General features: G+C 45.8%; 14 protein-coding genes. 1 reads left to right on the forward strand and 13 read right to left on the reverse strand.

The window, feature by feature from the left end; genetic code table 11:
- Positions 1-16: 16 nt before the first annotated feature.
- Genes QZV24_RS05020 through argC form a run of 4 tightly spaced genes read right to left on the reverse strand, consistent with a single transcriptional unit; the run spans position 17 to position 4,482 of the window.
- The gene (locus QZV24_RS05020; protein WP_294520997.1) at positions 17-1,216 is read right to left on the reverse strand and encodes an acetylornithine transaminase; all 1,200 of its coding nucleotides are present in this window, start codon (positions 1,214-1,216) and stop codon (positions 17-19) included.
- A 22-nt stretch (positions 1,217-1,238) separates the two neighbouring features.
- Positions 1,239-2,126: an acetylglutamate kinase gene (gene argB / locus QZV24_RS05025; RefSeq protein WP_294521000.1), complete on the reverse strand. Its 888-nt coding sequence runs from the start codon at positions 2,124-2,126 to the stop codon at positions 1,239-1,241.
- 53 nt (positions 2,127-2,179) lie between these two features.
- Positions 2,180-3,391, reverse strand: a complete 1,212-nt coding sequence (gene argJ, locus QZV24_RS05030; RefSeq protein ID WP_294521004.1) for a bifunctional glutamate N-acetyltransferase/amino-acid acetyltransferase ArgJ — start codon at positions 3,389-3,391, stop codon at positions 2,180-2,182.
- Between the two features lie 53 nt (positions 3,392-3,444).
- Positions 3,445-4,482, reverse strand: coding sequence for an N-acetyl-gamma-glutamyl-phosphate reductase (gene argC / locus QZV24_RS05035; protein WP_294521007.1), 1,038 nt, complete (start codon positions 4,480-4,482; stop codon positions 3,445-3,447).
- A gap of 195 nt (positions 4,483-4,677) precedes the next feature.
- Between argC and QZV24_RS05040 the strand changes: the two genes are divergently transcribed.
- Positions 4,678-5,418 carry a transglycosylase domain-containing protein gene (locus tag QZV24_RS05040; protein WP_294521010.1) on the forward strand — a complete coding sequence of 247 codons (741 nt, stop codon included), beginning with the start codon at positions 4,678-4,680 and terminating at the stop codon, positions 5,416-5,418.
- Between the two features lie 55 nt (positions 5,419-5,473).
- Here QZV24_RS05040 and QZV24_RS05045 read toward each other — a convergent pair whose 3' ends face one another.
- The 9 genes from QZV24_RS05045 to pth all read right to left on the reverse strand — a co-directional run bounded on the left by QZV24_RS05045 (position 5,474) and on the right by pth (position 15,869).
- Entirely contained in the window at positions 5,474-6,205 is a 732-nt protein-coding gene (locus QZV24_RS05045; RefSeq protein ID WP_294521013.1) for a hypothetical protein, read from the reverse strand.
- Positions 6,206-6,325: 120 nt separating this feature from the next.
- The gene (gene sdaAA / locus QZV24_RS05050) at positions 6,326-7,198 is read right to left on the reverse strand and encodes an L-serine ammonia-lyase, iron-sulfur-dependent, subunit alpha (protein WP_290657436.1); all 873 of its coding nucleotides are present in this window, start codon (positions 7,196-7,198) and stop codon (positions 6,326-6,328) included.
- An 11-nt stretch (positions 7,199-7,209) separates the two neighbouring features.
- Complete coding sequence (sdaAB, locus tag QZV24_RS05055; protein WP_290657438.1) at positions 7,210-7,872, reverse strand: L-serine ammonia-lyase, iron-sulfur-dependent subunit beta; 663 nt, start codon at positions 7,870-7,872, stop codon at positions 7,210-7,212.
- 143 nt (positions 7,873-8,015) lie between these two features.
- Entirely contained in the window at positions 8,016-8,900 is an 885-nt protein-coding gene (dapA, locus tag QZV24_RS05060) for a 4-hydroxy-tetrahydrodipicolinate synthase (RefSeq protein ID WP_294521018.1), read from the reverse strand.
- Between the two features lie 90 nt (positions 8,901-8,990).
- Positions 8,991-11,921, reverse strand: a complete 2,931-nt coding sequence (locus QZV24_RS05065; RefSeq protein WP_294521020.1) for an insulinase family protein — start codon at positions 11,919-11,921, stop codon at positions 8,991-8,993.
- Between the two features lie 224 nt (positions 11,922-12,145).
- A complete protein-coding gene (locus QZV24_RS05070) occupies positions 12,146-13,129 on the reverse strand; it encodes a phenylacetate--CoA ligase family protein (protein ID WP_294521023.1) in 984 nt (327 codons plus the stop codon).
- 21 nt (positions 13,130-13,150) lie between these two features.
- A complete protein-coding gene (locus QZV24_RS05075; RefSeq protein ID WP_294521026.1) occupies positions 13,151-13,936 on the reverse strand; it encodes a protein-glutamate O-methyltransferase CheR in 786 nt (261 codons plus the stop codon).
- Positions 13,937-14,008: 72 nt separating this feature from the next.
- The gene (locus tag QZV24_RS05080) at positions 14,009-15,229 is read right to left on the reverse strand and encodes a radical SAM protein (RefSeq protein WP_294521028.1); all 1,221 of its coding nucleotides are present in this window, start codon (positions 15,227-15,229) and stop codon (positions 14,009-14,011) included.
- Entirely contained in the window at positions 15,216-15,869 is a 654-nt protein-coding gene (pth, locus tag QZV24_RS05085; RefSeq protein WP_294521031.1) for an aminoacyl-tRNA hydrolase, read from the reverse strand. The genes QZV24_RS05080 and pth overlap by 14 nt, the downstream gene beginning before the upstream one ends.
- Between the last annotated feature and the right edge of the window lie 166 nt (positions 15,870-16,035).

Here is a 16,035-nt window from a genome sequence, read left to right on the forward strand (position 1 = left end):
ATACAACAAATCTGGCCTATTTGTTAATGAATTCCGGCAAAACTTCCGCCAAAATATCACATACTTCATCAATGTGCTCTTTATTTATAATGAGTGGTGGCACAAACCGGAGGACATTGCCAGCGGTACAATTGATGATAGCCCCCTTGGTCAGACAGGCATTGACAATATCCCGCCCTGGCTGGGTCAGCTCCATACCAAGGATGAGTCCCATCCCACGAACTTCTTTAACAAGGTCCGGATACTGTGCCTTAATTTTTTCCAGACGGGACTTCATATATTCTCCCATGGCGTCCACATTGGACAGGAAGGTGTCATTCCCCACCACATCCAATACCACATTAGCCGCGGCACAAGCCAGTGGATTACCACCAAAGGTGGAACCATGATCTCCAGCATGGAACACTGAAGCCACCTTATCAGAAGCGATAAAGGCTCCAATTGGCACCCCACCAGCCAGGCCCTTGGCCAAGGTTACAATATCCGGCTTTACGCCAAATTTATCATAAGTGAAAAATTTACCGCTGCGACCGATACCTGTCTGGATTTCATCAAATATCAGCAGGGCGTTGTGCTTATTACAAAGCTCACGGACTTTGGTTAAATAAGCAGCATCTGGTACATGCACGCCGCCTTCACCCTGAATAGGCTCCAGCATAACTGCTGCGGTTTTATCACTCATTATCTGTTCAAGAGCAGCTATATCATTGTATGGCACATAGTCAAAGCCGTCCGGCAATGGACCAAAGCCCGCCTGATATTTAGGCTGCCCAGTTGCGGTCAATGTTGCAATCGTACGGCCGTGAAAGCTGTGCTCAGCCGTAATAATCTGGTTTTTATCCTCAGCAATGCTATGGGCATATTTACGGGCCAGCTTAATGGCTCCCTCATTAGCCTCAGCACCGGAATTTCCGAAAAACACCTTGTCCAGTCCGCTTAGCTTGGTCAGCTTTTCCGCTGCATCAGCCTGCACCTGGGTATAGTACAGATTGGAGCAGTGAATCATTTTACCGGCCTGATCAGCTACAGCCTTTACCAGCTCCGGATGATTATGTCCCAACACATTTACTGCTATACCACCCAAAAAATCAATGTATTTCTTGCCATGAGTGTCATAAACATAGACACCGTCACCGTGGTCCAACACTATCTTGTAGCGGGCAAAGACGGGCAGGTAATCTCTGGCATCCTTGGCATAAATCTGTTCATCAGTCATTTATGTACACCCCTTCTCATCCTTATTTGATAACTTGCGTACCTATACCGCTGGAGGTCAACAGCTCCAAAATAATGGAATGTGGCTGTCGGCCATCTATAATATGAACCTTATTGGTTCCAGACTCTATGGACTTCAGGCAAGCTTCAATTTTCGGTATCATACCGCCGGAAATAATGCCGGACTTAATGTAATCCTTGGCCTCGGCTACCGTCAGAGTGGAAATAAAGGTATCCTTGTCCGCGAAATCCTTGTATACACCTTCGGTATCAGTCAACAGCAACAGCTTTTCCGCCTGCAGGGCCCCGGCAATCTCGGCTGCCACATAATCAGCGTTGATATTGTAGCTTTCACCATCCTCCCCTACACCAATCGGGGCAATCACCGGAATATAATCATTATCCAGCAGGGTATCTAAAATCGAAGTATCAATGGATGCCACCTGACCGACATAGCCTATGTCCACATTTTCCTTCTGTCCGGTCTCATCATATACGGTGGCCAGCTTTTTCTGGGCCTTGATAAGCCCTGCATCCTTGCCACTGAGGCCAACAGCCTTGACACCACGGTGGTTAAGCATATTCACAATGTCAGAATTCACTTTGCCATCCAACACCATCTCCGCAATCTCCACTGTTTCCTCATCAGTCACCCGCAATCCACTGACAAAAGCCGACTGCTTGCCCACCTTTTTCAAAAACTGGGTAATATCCGGGCCGCCTCCGTGTACAATAACCGGTCGCATTCCCACATATTTCAGCAGGCTTACATCTTCCATTACCTTCTGTTTTAAGTCCTCATTTATCATTGCATTGCCACCGTATTTGATGACGATGGTTTTGCCATAAAACTCCTGTATATAAGGCAGAGCCTCTACCAGAATCCCCGCCCGCTTTTCTGCATCTAACATTATAGCCTCACTCCAAACAGAAACCTCATCCGTCACGCTACGACTAATTATCCTCAGGTATGATACTCCCCATTGATCTTCACATACTCATAGGAGAAATCACAGCTCCATACTGTGGCTGATACATCCCCCATGCCCATTTCCACATCGATAACAATATCGTGCTCAGCCATTACCTGGGCCAGCTTCTCCGCATCAAAATCTGCCCCCAGACCGTTAGCATATACCGGAATATCACCGAACTTAATCACGGTCTTTTCCGGAACCATTGGTACCCCGGCATAACCTACTGCACAGATTACCCGTCCCCAATTTGGATCCTCACCGAAAAAGGCTGTTTTAACCAATGGTGACTTGGCAATACTCATAGCCACAGTTTTGGCATCCTCAAAGGTCTTAGTACCATTAACATTGATGGTCAGGAACTTGGTAGCCCCTTCACCATCTGCAGCAATCCGTTTGGACAGCTCCTGACAAATGGTCTTTAGTGCATCATAAAACTTAGAATACGCTTCTGTACCTTCTTGTATTTCCGCATTGCCGGCCTCGCCGTTGGCCAGTACCAGCACTGTATCATTGGTACTCATATCACCATCCACGGAAATCATATTGAAGGTAACCTCCACAATATCAGAAAGGGTCTTCTGTAACAGTGGTGCTCCGATATTGGCATCAGTGGAAATGTAGCACAGCATGGTGGCCATATTCGGCTGAATCATACCAGAACCCTTGGCAATAGCTCCGAACCGTACCTCTTTGCCCCCGATTTCCACGGCGAAGGAACAGGCCTTTGAATAGGTATCTGTAGTGATAATTGCGTTTCCGGCATTAACACTGCCCTCCTCGGACAACTCTGCAGCCGCTGCCTTGATACCGGCTGCCATCTTGTCCATCGGCAGATTTACACCAATGATACCCGTAGAACCAACCAAAACATCATAAGGGTCACAGCCCAGCTCCGCTGCTGCCAGCTTGGCCATTTCCTGAGCATTTTTCAACCCTATCTCACCGGTACAGGCATTGGCACAGCCTGCATTGGCCACGATAGCATGTGCCTTGCCATCCTTTATATGCTCTTTATCAACAATGACTGGTGCTGCCGCTACAGCATTCTTGGTAAATACACCGGCTACTGCCGCTTCCTTTTCGGTATAAATCAATGCCAAATCCAAATTACCGCTCTTCTTTATACCAGCCTTGACACCAGCTGCCTTAAATCCCTTTGGAAAAGTAACTCCCGCCTTTGCACTCTTGTCACTAAACATAGCAAATCCTCCCAATAAATCTATATTCAAAATTCCAATTATCTAATGCCTAATTATGGATACATCGGTACAACATCAAGTCCCAGCTTTTCATCCAGGCCACAGGCGATATTAAAATTCTGTACCGCCTGTCCAGCCGCCCCTTTTACCAGATTATCAATGGCAGAAAGAACGATTACCCGATGGGTACGCAAGTCAATATGCCAGCCCAGTTCACAATAGTTGGACCCCCGCACATTCTTCGTCGCCGGATAACCGTTACGGCCCAACAGTCTGATAAAGAACTCCTGTCCATACATATCCTCATATGCCTTATCCACCTGCTCCGGTGTAACGCCTTCCTGCAGCGTGGCATAACAGGTACTGAGTATTCCTCGGGACATAGGTACCAGATGCGGCGTAAAATTCAACACTGTAGTCTCACCAGACAGCCCCGTCAAGGCCTGCTCAATTTCCGGTGTATGTCGGTGGGTTGCTACCCCATAAGCCTTGAAGTTATCATAGAGCTCCGGAAAGTGATTAGGAAGCTTAGCTCCCCGGCCAGCCCCGGAAACACCGGACTTAGCGTCCACTACCACACTGGACATCTTTATCAACCGGTTCTTGGCCAACGGAGCCAGCGCCAATATGCTGGCTGTGGTATAACAGCCTGCATTACCGATTATCTTGGCATCCTTTATCTGCTTTCTATACAGCTCAGCCAGACCATATACCCGGGGTGCATCCTTATGAATATGCTCCACCTTATACCAGGCCTCGTAAATATCCGTGTCATCGAAGCGATAATCAGCTCCTAGATCTATAATTCGGGTTGGCATATTTTCCAGTGCCTTCCCCACCTTCATGGCATGGCCGTGAGGCAGGCAAATAAACACGAAATCACTATCCTTGCCGATTTTATCAATTTCCTTCATACTGATCAGCTTCTGGTTATATATGCCTCGCAAGTGGGGATATAAATCAGAAATATATTCACCGGCATGGCTTTCGGAAGTAATATGCACTACCTGAGTCTCCGGATGATTATGCAATATTCGTAATAATTCAGCTCCGGCATAGCCGGTAGCCCCAATAACGCTAACCTTTTTCATAAATATGCCCCCTTGTCAATGAGTAAATTATACAGCTTTTATTCATAAAAAGCAAGTTTTTGTTAATATTTATGCAAAATTATGCATATTATTTAAAAACTATCACTTCTATAGTATAATATTTGTCGCTATATATCTCGTTATATAATTTTACATCAACAATTTTTCACATTCAAACTAAAAGGATTTTATAAAATGATTATCAGATTTTTTAAACGGCTTATTTTGTTGGCTATTCTATTTGCTGTAGCCTTTTGCGCTTCCTACTACCTGTCCGGCGGCACCCTGTATTTTGATCAGCCCACCGCCCAGCGAATAAACCGCTTTGTCTTTTTTCAGCGTGAAGTAGATAAGGCCCTGAACAAGGACCATTATGTGTCCATTGATCAAATCCCTGAATCGATGCAACAGGCCGTTGTAGCTGTAGAAGACAATCGCTTTTACACCCATTACGGCTTTGACCCGGAGGGCATCGGCCGGGCCACATTGGTCAATCTGCAATATGGTGAGGTCAAAGAAGGCGCCAGTACTATCACCCAGCAGCTGGTGAAAAATTTATTCTTGTCTCAGGAGCAAACCTATGGCCGCAAGGTGGAAGAGCTGCTGCTGGCCCTGGATATGGAAATACACTATTCCAAGGATGAAATACTGGAAATGTACCTAAACACCATTTATTTCGGCTCTGGATTCTATGGTATACAGGAAGCAACCCAAGGCTATTTTAACAAGCCGGTTGAAAAGCTGGCCTTGCCGGAAGCCGCTATGCTGGCTGGCATTCCTAATGCCCCGTCGGTGTACTCACCCTATGTAGATTTCAAGCTGGCCAAAAAACGGCAGTTTATTGTTCTGGATGCCATGGTGCGGGCCGGCTACCTGCGGGAATCCATTGCCGAGGATGCCAAGATAAAAACCCTGCATTTTGCCAAAGACCAATAACTTATTATTCAACAAAAAAAGGGAGTCCACAATCGGACTCCCTCTTTTAATTGCATTATTCAGTCTTGTGACCCTGACCCAGCCTTGGACCATTTTCCTTGAAGGTTTCGAAGGTAGACTGGTAGCTTTCCTGCTTCTTCTTTTCAGCCTGCTTCTTGGCCTTGTATTCCTCGTACTTTTCCTTGCCCATCTTCAAAATGGCCTTTTCTTCTTCTTCCTTGTCCTTCTTCAGTGCTTTAACTCTCTCCTGAAGACCATTGTAGAAATCAGTGGTCATTTCCCGATACAGGGCCTCATTCCGAATGGAATTTTTCGGTGCCAGCTTGCGATAGGAATAAACCACATCGTTGGTCTTGGAATCAACCACATCATAGAAGACATTCAAACGGGTGTCATTGGACACAGTGCAAACGATATAGGCGTCAGCATAATCCTTTACCTCTTCCTTGAAAATCTCCAATGCCTTCTTGCGCCCAAGCCGGTAGATATCAATATGTTTCTTCCGGTTTACATCCTGACAGAAATCCACATAGGAAGTATAGGTGTACTCACCTTTCTTATTTGTCTTGATTCCCTGTGCATAAAGCATATCCAGCAATTCTTCAACAGTAGGTTCACCATCCTGTGGTGAAAAATATACATTGCCGATTACGAAAGAAGTCATCCGCATAAGGGCATCACCATCATAAATATCTTCCTTATGAGAACCGTTTTCCCAGGCAAAAGCCATCTGAGTACTCATAACAAGCATACAAACAACAGCAATAAGCTGCATAATTTTCTTCATTGTAGATTACCTCCATAGATACCTAAAATATTACAGTATCAAGTGTAATATAAACCGCCTGTTTTGTCCATTAAAAGTAGATTAGAACCTCGTTCAATGGACAAATTTAGGCTTTAAGTATCATTTTCCAAAGACCCTCTCTGATATTTTCCGGCCGGTTTGGGTAGTGGCCAAGCCTCCTTCAGCGGTTTCCTTCACAGCCCGTGGCAGACTGCGGCCAATCCGATCCATGGCATCGATAACTTCATCTACCGGAATAACTGACTCCACGCCGGCCAGAGCCATATCAGCGGCCACCATGGAATGCACAGCCACAAACCCATTACGCTTCACACAAGGCACCTCTACCAGCCCTGCCACCGGATCACAAGCCAATCCCAACAGGTTCTTTATAGCTAAAGCCACAGCCGTACCCACCTGATCTGGTGTACCACCAGCCAGCTGTACCATAGCGGCAGCCGCCATACCAGCCGCCGTACCACACTCAGCCTGACAACCACCATAGGCCCCGGCAATGGAAGCATTGGCCTCGATGACCAAACCGATTCCGGCGGCCGTAAACAAGGCTTCAATGATTTCTTCTTCTGTATTGTGATTCTTTTCAGCGGCAGTCTTAATAGCTGCTGGTACAATTCCACAGGAACCGGCGGTTGGACAGGCTACTATACGGCCCATTACCGCATTTACTTCACTTACGCCCACGGCGCTGGCCGCTACTGTCATAACAGTACGCCCAGTATAGCTGTCATCCTTATGAGCATAGAGCTTTATGGCATCACCGCCTGTAAGCCCACTTAAAGACTTATCCTTATTGACAACACCCCGTTGAATGGATTCCTGCATTACCTGCCAGTTATCCTGCATGGATTTAAGCATATGCTCACGACTGTCAAAGGAATTTTCCAGCTCATATTCCATGGTTATCTTACCAACAGTTGTGTTTTTTTCTTTCGCCAGCTCAATGAGCTCTTTTATTGAATTAAAATTTACCATATGGCCCTCTCCTATATAGCCGGAACGGCAAAAGCATTCTCAATAACACCGGTGCTGCGGCAATCCTGAATAATATCCTCCGTCAGCTCCTCATCAGTCTCAATTATCATCATGGCCTGTTGACCACGATTGCGGCGAAACACCCGCATAAAGGCAATATTGACATGATGCTTTGCCAATACATCGGAAATTTCCCGAATAACCCCCGGTTTATCCGTATGAACCACAATAAGGGACGGATACTGGCCAGTCAAGGCAATCTGGAAGGAGTCAATATTTCTCACCTCAATATTTCCACCACCGATGGAGGCGCCCCCCACCGTTATTTTACGGCCATTTTGACCAGTCAGCACAAAAACAGCTGTATTAGGGTGGGCATCCCCCAAATCAACCGGTGCAAAGGAAAAATCCAAGCCCCGTTCCTGAGCAATTTCCAAAGCATCCCGAATACGCTCGTCCTCCGGCGAAAAGCCCATCAATCCCCCAATCAGGGCTTTATCCGTACCATGCCCCCGATAGGTTCTGGCAAAGGAGCCATGCAATAAAATCTCCGCCTTGGCCACCGGTTCCCCTAAAATTTTGCCGGCCAACAAACCGAGTCGGGCTGCACCAGCCGTATGGGAGCTGGACGGTCCTATCATAATTGGACCAACAATATCAAAAACACCCCTCATATTAACCTCCTAAATATTCACAAATGTCTGTTATCCCCTTAACAAACACCTACACATAATAAACGGGAGCCGCACGCATCAGTTGCAGCCCCCGTCTTCAAAGTAACCCTGCAACCAGGATTATCATTTTCAAGCTTTTACAATCAAAGCAGCTTGTGCGCCTCCAATGTCTTGCGCAAAAGTGCTTCATGCTCCGGCTCCATTTCACTCAATGGCAGACGCAATATACCGGCATTATAGCCCTTCATCCGCATGGCAACCTTTACAGGAATAGGATTAACCTCACAGAACAGGGCACCAATCAAATCAATAAACTCAATCTGCAGCTTGGATGCCTCCTGAACCTTGCCATCGAAATAAAGCTGACAAATATTATGAGTTTCCCTTGGTGCTACATTGGACAAAACGGAAATAACTCCCTGCCCGCCCAAGGACAGAATAGGAATAATCTGGTCATCATTGCCGGAATATACCGCCAGGTCATCACCACAGGCGTGACGGATTTTGGCAATCTGAGAAAGGTCACCACTGGCCTCCTTTACTGCCACAATGCGTGGATGTTCTGACAGCTTCTTGTAGGTTGGCACCTGAATATTGACGCCGGTGCGTGAAGGCACATTATACATAATGATAGGAATATTTACCGCATCAGCAATGGCTGTATAATGCTGCACCAATCCCTTTTGGGTACACTTGTTGTAATATGGAGTAACCACCAATAACGCATCAGCTCCCACTTCTTCAGCGTACTTGGACAGTTGAATGGCATAATCTGTTTCATTGGAACCAGTCCCTGCCACTACCGGAATACGGCCAGCCACCTTTTCCACAGCATATTTTATAGCCGATTTATGCTCTGCATCAGTCATGGTAGCAGACTCACCAGTAGTACCGGTAATTACGATGGCATCCGTACCACCGGCAATCTGGTCTTCAATTATGCGTCCCAACTCATCAAAATTGATTCCATCTTCAGTAAAGGGTGTAATAATGGCTACACCAGCACCCCTAAATACAATATCCTTCACAACAAAACCTCCAAACATCATCAAGCTGAACAACCACACTAATTATCACATGGCGCCATGTCAAAGTCAAGAAAAGAGTGAAACTAACCACTAATCCATAACTTTAGTGAGTTTGTCGAAAATCACCTGTTTGTCCTTCAGCACCCGCTCATTGCCGAAAACGCAGATAATATCCGCCTTCATACAATCATCAATAGCCACTGCCAAATCCCTTATATCCTGTGGCTTGGTAGCAAGAATTTCATCCCTGATTTTCTGACGGTCTGCCTGCGTCCGGCCATTAAAATACATATTTTGGGCACACCGGCCAATCTGTCTTGGCGTCAAAGGCGTATCCACATTGCTGATCGTACCAATAATGTATTTGGTCATTTCCCGCTCATCTGCCTCAAAATTACGCAAAAAGTCAGCGGTACCATTAAAGGTATCAATGGTTTCGGTCAGGTTAGGATCCCGATAGGAGATAAATACCAGATTGCCGTTGTTCCCAATATGAGTCATGGCACCGTAGGCCCCCCCCTGAACCCTTATCTTAATCCAGAAATATTCATATTTCAGCATGACTTCCATTACCCGCAGGGACCCAGTCATTTTATGTCCCAGTTTGATAAGGTTGGCCCCCTTGCCCACATACTGGACCTGACTGGAGGACATCAAGCCTTCTTTTTGGCTAACCACCGGCAAATCATAGTTTTGTACCGGTGCCTGATCAGCAAGCTTATTCTCCTTGAGCTGACTGATAAGCCCCTTCAATTCCTGTTCAAACAGGCCATAATCTGCCTTTGGCATGGTAACACCTATGGTAAGGCGCTTATTGCTGAACAACAACTCCTTAACCTGGTACATCTTTTCCTTGAAATCGTCTATTTTATCCGCAAAATTATCGGTAATATCCTTTACCACCGGATAAAGTGACAATTCACCTATTTCACTAAATACTCCATCTTTTGACATAAAGGACAGCAACCGGCTCCGGGCCACACCAACCGACGAATTTAACATGGACATTTCCATATCGGCTCTTGTTTGGGCCAGCAACTCCTTTAACCGTTTGGTATCATCAAAGAGACTATCGTTGATAATTTCCCCCATAAGCGCCATCCCCTGACTCAGATTACGGTAAAACACCTTGGAGTTTAACAGGAAAAAAGCCTTAAATTTATCCGGATTGTTAAACGCTGGGAAAACATCCACATCTACGGCCATACCACCAGTATAGAATACCAGCTTTTTGCTCAGTTCAGCATAACTATTTTGTTTAGTATCAACCTGCCCCAACAGCTCACTAAACAAAAAGGCATACGGAAGCAATGACTGCGGAATAACCTCCATATCAAAGTAAAGGTTATAATAAATAATTCCCTTGGTATCCACATCGGACAGCAGTACCTTTACGCCGTCCACATTCCGTTCCTCAATTGGGAACTCCCTGGACTTCGGGTTAATATCTGAAATTTTTAAAAGAGGAATAGTTGCCAATGCTTCCGGTGAATCAGGGGTTTGCTGCCGAATTTTCAGTTTCTTGGCTGCATCAATCAGTCCCTGAATTTCCTCGTTGGTCATCTGCCCCTTTATTTCAGCCAGTGTCTCAGCCAGCTTCTTCTCCCGCTGGGCAGCCATAGTCTTATTTGGTTTCAAAACAACCAAAGCACCAAACTTATTGTTCAGCAGCTTATCCCGAATTAAATCTTCATAATAGCTGGTGGAGAGCTTTTCCCGCAGAGAAACCAACACATCCTCATAACGAAGCATCATCAGCGGGTCTTTGTCATACAGCCAGCTGCGCAAAATAGTCAGATTATAAATAAGGCCCTTTGGTGCCGACCCAAAGTCCGACTCCCGCAACCTGAATTCATGCCGATTCAGCACACCTTCCAACAGCTCCCGGTCGACGCCATTCTCAACCAGCTTTGCCAAACAATCATGGATTATTTGAACAAATTTATCTGCCTTCTGTGGCTCGGATCCATTAACCTCAATACTGAAAAAAGGCTGCAATATATCTAACTCGTACACCGAGGAAACATCCTTGCCTATTTCCGCATCCAATAAAGCCTTGCGCAACGGCGCAGCCTGATTTTTAACCAGGGCGTCCTCCAAAATGGACAGAGCCACCAATTCGTCCATATCTTCGCTGTCATCCGTTACCACAGAATAGGACAGAAAGGTTTTTTCTTCTTCCTTTTCTTCCTCGCCAATCGGATAATCAGCCACAACCTGCTTGATTTCCGCAAAGGCCTTCTGGCTGTTAATGGCAGAATCAACCTCAACAATATCAAAATGACTGAGATATTCCTCATCAATAAATTTCAGCTTCTCCTCTATATCCATATCACCATAGAGATAGATATAGCTGTTGGCCGGTGAATAATACTTCCGATGGAATTCCTTAAACTGGTCATAGGTCAAATCCGGAATTGCGGCCGGATTACCGCCGGACTCATTGGCGTAAGTATTATCAGGATACAGGGCCCGCATTACCTCATTCGACAGCAAATCATCCGGAGAGGACAGTGCTCCCTTCATTTCGTTATACACGACTCCACTGTATTTCAGTGGTTCATCCTCCTGCCCAATTTCGTAATGCCAGCCTTCCTGCATTAAAATTTCCGGATTATCCAGCATTACCGGATAAAAAACTGCATCCAAATACACATCCATCAGATTATGGAAGTCCTTGTCATTGCAGCTGGCCACCGGGTATACAGTCTTGTCAGGGTAAGTCATTGCGTTGAGGAAGGTATTCAAGGATCCCTTTACCAGCTCTACAAAGGGTTCCTTCAAAGGAAACTTACGGGACCCACACAGGGTTGAATGCTCGATAATGTGAGCCACACCGGTATCGTCCTCCGGTGGTGTCCGAAAAGCAATGGAAAAAACCTTGTTGTCATCCTTATTCTTCAAATACAACAAACGAGCCCCACTCTTTACATGGACAAATTCAAAGGTATCGGAGGCGGCCTCCTTCACCCGGTCCTTTTTTATCAGCTTGAAGCCATGGATAATATCATTTATGTTCATACATAATCTCCTTATCACCTGTAAAATAATACTTAATCAGTGGGATAAACTCCAACTGAATGTAGTCAAACAAATCCTGGTCTTGATGGGTGCTTTACCCCCACTTAAAAGGTGGGAGCATCAACACCCCTTAATGCAGGGTTAATGATAGCTCATCACTGAGCATTATAGCACAATATTAACAACCATACAAAAAGGAGCCGTTATCGGCTCCTTACTTTTTATCAGTTGACATTACCTTCATATTCGGTTGGCGGTGCCACCCGCATCAATGTACGGCCACAAGCACATTGGTCATCCAGTCTTAACACAGCGTGTCCGGTACGAAGCCTAAACAAAGGCATCGCCTCGGCGGTCAATGTGGTAATAACCAGCTCACCCACCCTATGTGACTCGGATATTACTTTATCACTGCCAAACTCCACAATCTCCGGATAATAGTAATCCTCATTCAGGTGGAAGCCCTTGCCCTCATTGCACTGATACATCAATCCGGCACAGCCAAAGGTCGCTGAATTGTACACTGTTTTGGTATCAACATGCATCCGGCGTTCAATATATGCCCGCATAGGATTATGTAAAGTCTCTTCCAAACAAATGATGGATGGTACATACAAATCCTCTGCACTTTCACCATTTGCCTGCAATTTGACTATCAGCTGGGTAACCAGCCGGAAATCACTTACCAGGACATCTACATGACATTGAGTCATAAGCTCCACAATATTGTCCATATTACTGCCCATCAGCATTACAGAACAGCCCATTCCCTCCAGGGCATACTGAACATCCATCAGCCGGCTGTCTGACGCTTCGCCAAGAATTCCAACAACGGTAGTATCATTTATACCATAAGCCACCAGAACTCTGGTCATCATTTCCATATTACGGGCTATATCACCGCTGGTATACATTTTGATATAGGTATTGGCCTCACCCTGCCGGGAAATCCGCAAAACACCGCTAAGGGGCAGTGTCAAAAGATCATAAATTGATATATTGGCCAGGGCCGCCTTCTCCATACACGGTATACGCTGTATATCCGCCAAGGTTTCAATATCATTCGGACCTACACCAGCCTTTTCAAACACCGACCGATAGTAAGCACTCTTTTCATAGGCCCATTTTACCTGCTTTTGCAGACGGGACAGCTGCAACTGTTCCTTGCTGATGCTATCCATTGTCTCAATGTGCTTGTTTGCTATCATATACAGTCTCCCAGATAAAGATTACTCTAGTGGCTTCTGATAGAAGAATGGCTGGAAGCTGGTATAACCCAACTTACGGAAGTTCAATATCGCCTCTGTAGCCCCAACAAACAGTATACCACCCGGCTTCAATGCTTTGAAGAAGTTGGCATAAAGCTGGTCCTTGGCTTCCTCAGTGAAGTAAATAACCACATTGCGGCAAAGAATAAGGTCAAAACCACTCTCAAAATTATCCTTCAAGAGATTGTGCCGCTTAAACTCAATGCAATCCTTTATTTCCTGCGCCACCTTATACTTATCATCAACAACAGTGAAATACTTCTTCTTCCGTTCCTCATCCATGGCCTTCAGCTCATTATCAGTGTATTCACCCTTTTTTGCCTTAGCCAAAATCTCAATATCCAGGTCGGTAGCCAATATCCGGTGACGGACATTTGGAGTTATTGTTTTCATAATCATAGCCAAAGAATATGGTTCCGCACCGATAGAACAACCGGCGCTCCATATATTAAGCTTGCTGCTGCGCTTTAACAAATCCGGAATAACATCAGTTTCCAGCTTGGCAAACTTATCCGGCGTACGGAAAAATTCTGACACATTTATGGTCAGATATTCAATAAATGCAGCAAAGTCGTCCTTGTCCTGAACTACCTTGTCAAAATAGCCACAATAAGTATCATAGCCATTTCTCTTGGCCAAATTCATAATACGGCGCTGCATCTGCGGTGCCTTATACAAATCCAGGTCTATTTCAGTCTTTGCCTTTAACTTTGCCTTAAAATCTGTCCAGTCGCGTTCTTCAGTCATAATAACCCCTCCAAATATAGTCATCCTTAATACTGTATATTCAACCTTGCTTTCAAAAACCCTTTTTTTTTCTCAATTTTCCACATAATGGCTAAAACTGCCGATTACCAGCTGCGGATAATCCTCCTTCAACTCCCGCAAAAACTGGCGTGTTCCCACAAAGTTTCCGGTGGCAGGTGGCATTATTTCCAAGAAAGCATCCGGATCAATATTCAGGTTTCGTACCTGTATCATCTGCACCGGCAATTCACGGAAAAACTCCTTCCAAGCATCAAGCTCCTCTATACGGTCATTAAAACCGGGGAAATACAACATATTCAACGATACATAAATTCCCTTGTCCAAAGCATACCGGATAGACTCCTTGACATTATCCAGCTGATAGCTGCTGCGATAATAGGCATCATAGCTGACCCGCATGGTATCCAGCCCCGCGTCCACTATTTTCTTAATGCCCTCAGTATATCCGGCATTTGTGTTAATATTTATTTGCCCTTTTGGGGTTTTCTCACGTATGAGCCTTATTCCGGCACTGATATTATCGGCCGCCAACGACGGCTCCCCTTCACAGCCCTGACCAAAGCTGATAATGCCCTCCGGAGCATTTTCCAGATGATATATGCCCAATTCAGCAATCTGCTCCGGCGTTGGACGAAATTTTATCCGGCTCTGGGGAGATGGACAACACTCGGCCGGCTGCAGGGAAATGCAGCCGAAACAATTGGCATTGCAAACCGGTGAGGTAGGTATACCGCACTCCCAACGCCGATAAAAAATATTTTCGGCAGTACAGCAATGCCATTCCAGAGAACAATTGGCCAAATGCTCAATCAACTGGTTATCCGGCAAATCCTTCTTTACCCGTTTTATCAGCTGTTTAAGATTTTTAGTGTTATAATGCTCCGGGTCCCATTTATGGTTTTCATCCGTATAAATAGCCGCAGCATACAGCTGGTCCTTGTAAACACACACCGCTGTGTAGCCATACAACGGCAATGGGCTGGCATCCTCAGCCATCTGAAATGCCGGCAGCATGGTACGGGTGTACCCGGCCGGCAACAGAGCCGACACAGCATTCCCCGTTAAAGGAAGCACTTCACCATCAGCTGTCATACCAACTGCCTGCCGATCGGGCAAAAAGCTCAAATCAGCACTTTCCGGCAATGGTATCAGATCATCCGGTGTAAGGAGCCGCAGCTCAGTTCCCTCACGCCCCATGGCTGCAATGCCTGGTGCATCATATATCTCGCCGTTTTCATCGGCATAGAGTGCGATTATTTCAGACTTCCCCATGGTCCACTGCCATCTCCTTTTTTTCCGCTTCCTGCTCTGACACCGTTTTTTCCGACTCCGGCTTCTTTTTCTTGACCTTTTTCGGATTGAACTTGTTCATGGCATGGTCAATATCCTCATTTACGATACATTCCACCGCCGGAATAAGATATTTTATTGCCTCATTTATCTTGGGTATGTCCTCCGCCGGAAAATTGGCCAACACATGATTTATCACAGTCCAGCCCGGCAATGGACGCCCTATGCCAATACGCACCCGGCCAAAGTTTTCATCCCCCAGATGAGCGATGATAGATTTTAGACCATTATGGCCGCCGGCACTGCCTTTTTTCCGTATACGGATGGTCCCCGCCGGTATATCCATATCATCATGGACCACAATCAGGTCCGCCGGATCCAGCTTGTACCAGTGCATCAAGGGACCAATACATTCTCCACTGTTATTCATATAGGTCAAGGGCTTGACCAACAGTACCTTTTCCGTGCCTATCCGGCTTTCCAGAACCATCCCCTTATCCCTGTTTCGCCATTCATCGGTCCCCAGCGCCTGCGCCAGGGCATCAATAAACATCCACCCTACATTGTGGCGGTTACCGGCATATTCTGAACCTGGATTTCCCAATCCGGCAATTAGTTTCATAACAAGAGTTTTCCTCCATTTTCTTTAGTGGCAGCATATCATATTATCAACCGTCCCTGCCAGTGGTTTTATAACGCCATTGTTCAAATTTTTCTTCTTTAGAAGAAAAATCTTCCAATTAGCGTTTCAACGAGCTGGGAGATATGCTCGCCAGCTGTTGTAGTTT

This window comes from uncultured Anaerovibrio sp., assembly GCA_902786545.1.
Taxonomy (GTDB): Bacteria; Bacillota; Negativicutes; order Selenomonadales; family Selenomonadaceae; genus Anaerovibrio.

What these genes read in the sequence shown, in the direction of transcription:
- QZV24_RS05020 (WP_294520997.1), bottom strand. Translation starts at nt 1,216, where the DNA reads ATGACTGATGAACAGATTTATGCCAAGGATGCCAGAGATTACCTGCCC.
- argB (WP_294521000.1), bottom strand. Translation starts at nt 2,126, where the DNA reads ATGTTAGATGCAGAAAAGCGGGCGGGGATTCTGGTAGAGGCTCTGCCT.
- argJ (WP_294521004.1), bottom strand. Translation starts at nt 3,391, where the DNA reads ATGTTTAGTGACAAGAGTGCAAAGGCGGGAGTTACTTTTCCAAAGGGA.
- argC (WP_294521007.1), bottom strand. Translation starts at nt 4,482, where the DNA reads ATGAAAAAGGTTAGCGTTATTGGGGCTACCGGCTATGCCGGAGCTGAA.
- QZV24_RS05040 (WP_294521010.1), top strand. Translation starts at nt 4,678, where the DNA reads ATGATTATCAGATTTTTTAAACGGCTTATTTTGTTGGCTATTCTATTT.
- QZV24_RS05045 (WP_294521013.1), bottom strand. Translation starts at nt 6,205, where the DNA reads ATGAAGAAAATTATGCAGCTTATTGCTGTTGTTTGTATGCTTGTTATG.
- sdaAA (WP_290657436.1), bottom strand. Translation starts at nt 7,198, where the DNA reads ATGGTAAATTTTAATTCAATAAAAGAGCTCATTGAGCTGGCGAAAGAA.
- sdaAB (WP_290657438.1), bottom strand. Translation starts at nt 7,872, where the DNA reads ATGAGGGGTGTTTTTGATATTGTTGGTCCAATTATGATAGGACCGTCC.
- QZV24_RS05065 (WP_294521020.1), bottom strand. Translation starts at nt 11,921, where the DNA reads ATGAACATAAATGATATTATCCATGGCTTCAAGCTGATAAAAAAGGAC.
- QZV24_RS05070 (WP_294521023.1), bottom strand. Translation starts at nt 13,129, where the DNA reads ATGATAGCAAACAAGCACATTGAGACAATGGATAGCATCAGCAAGGAA.
- QZV24_RS05075 (WP_294521026.1), bottom strand. Translation starts at nt 13,936, where the DNA reads ATGACTGAAGAACGCGACTGGACAGATTTTAAGGCAAAGTTAAAGGCA.
- QZV24_RS05080 (WP_294521028.1), bottom strand. Translation starts at nt 15,229, where the DNA reads ATGGGGAAGTCTGAAATAATCGCACTCTATGCCGATGAAAACGGCGAG.
- pth (WP_294521031.1), bottom strand. Translation starts at nt 15,869, where the DNA reads ATGAAACTAATTGCCGGATTGGGAAATCCAGGTTCAGAATATGCCGGT.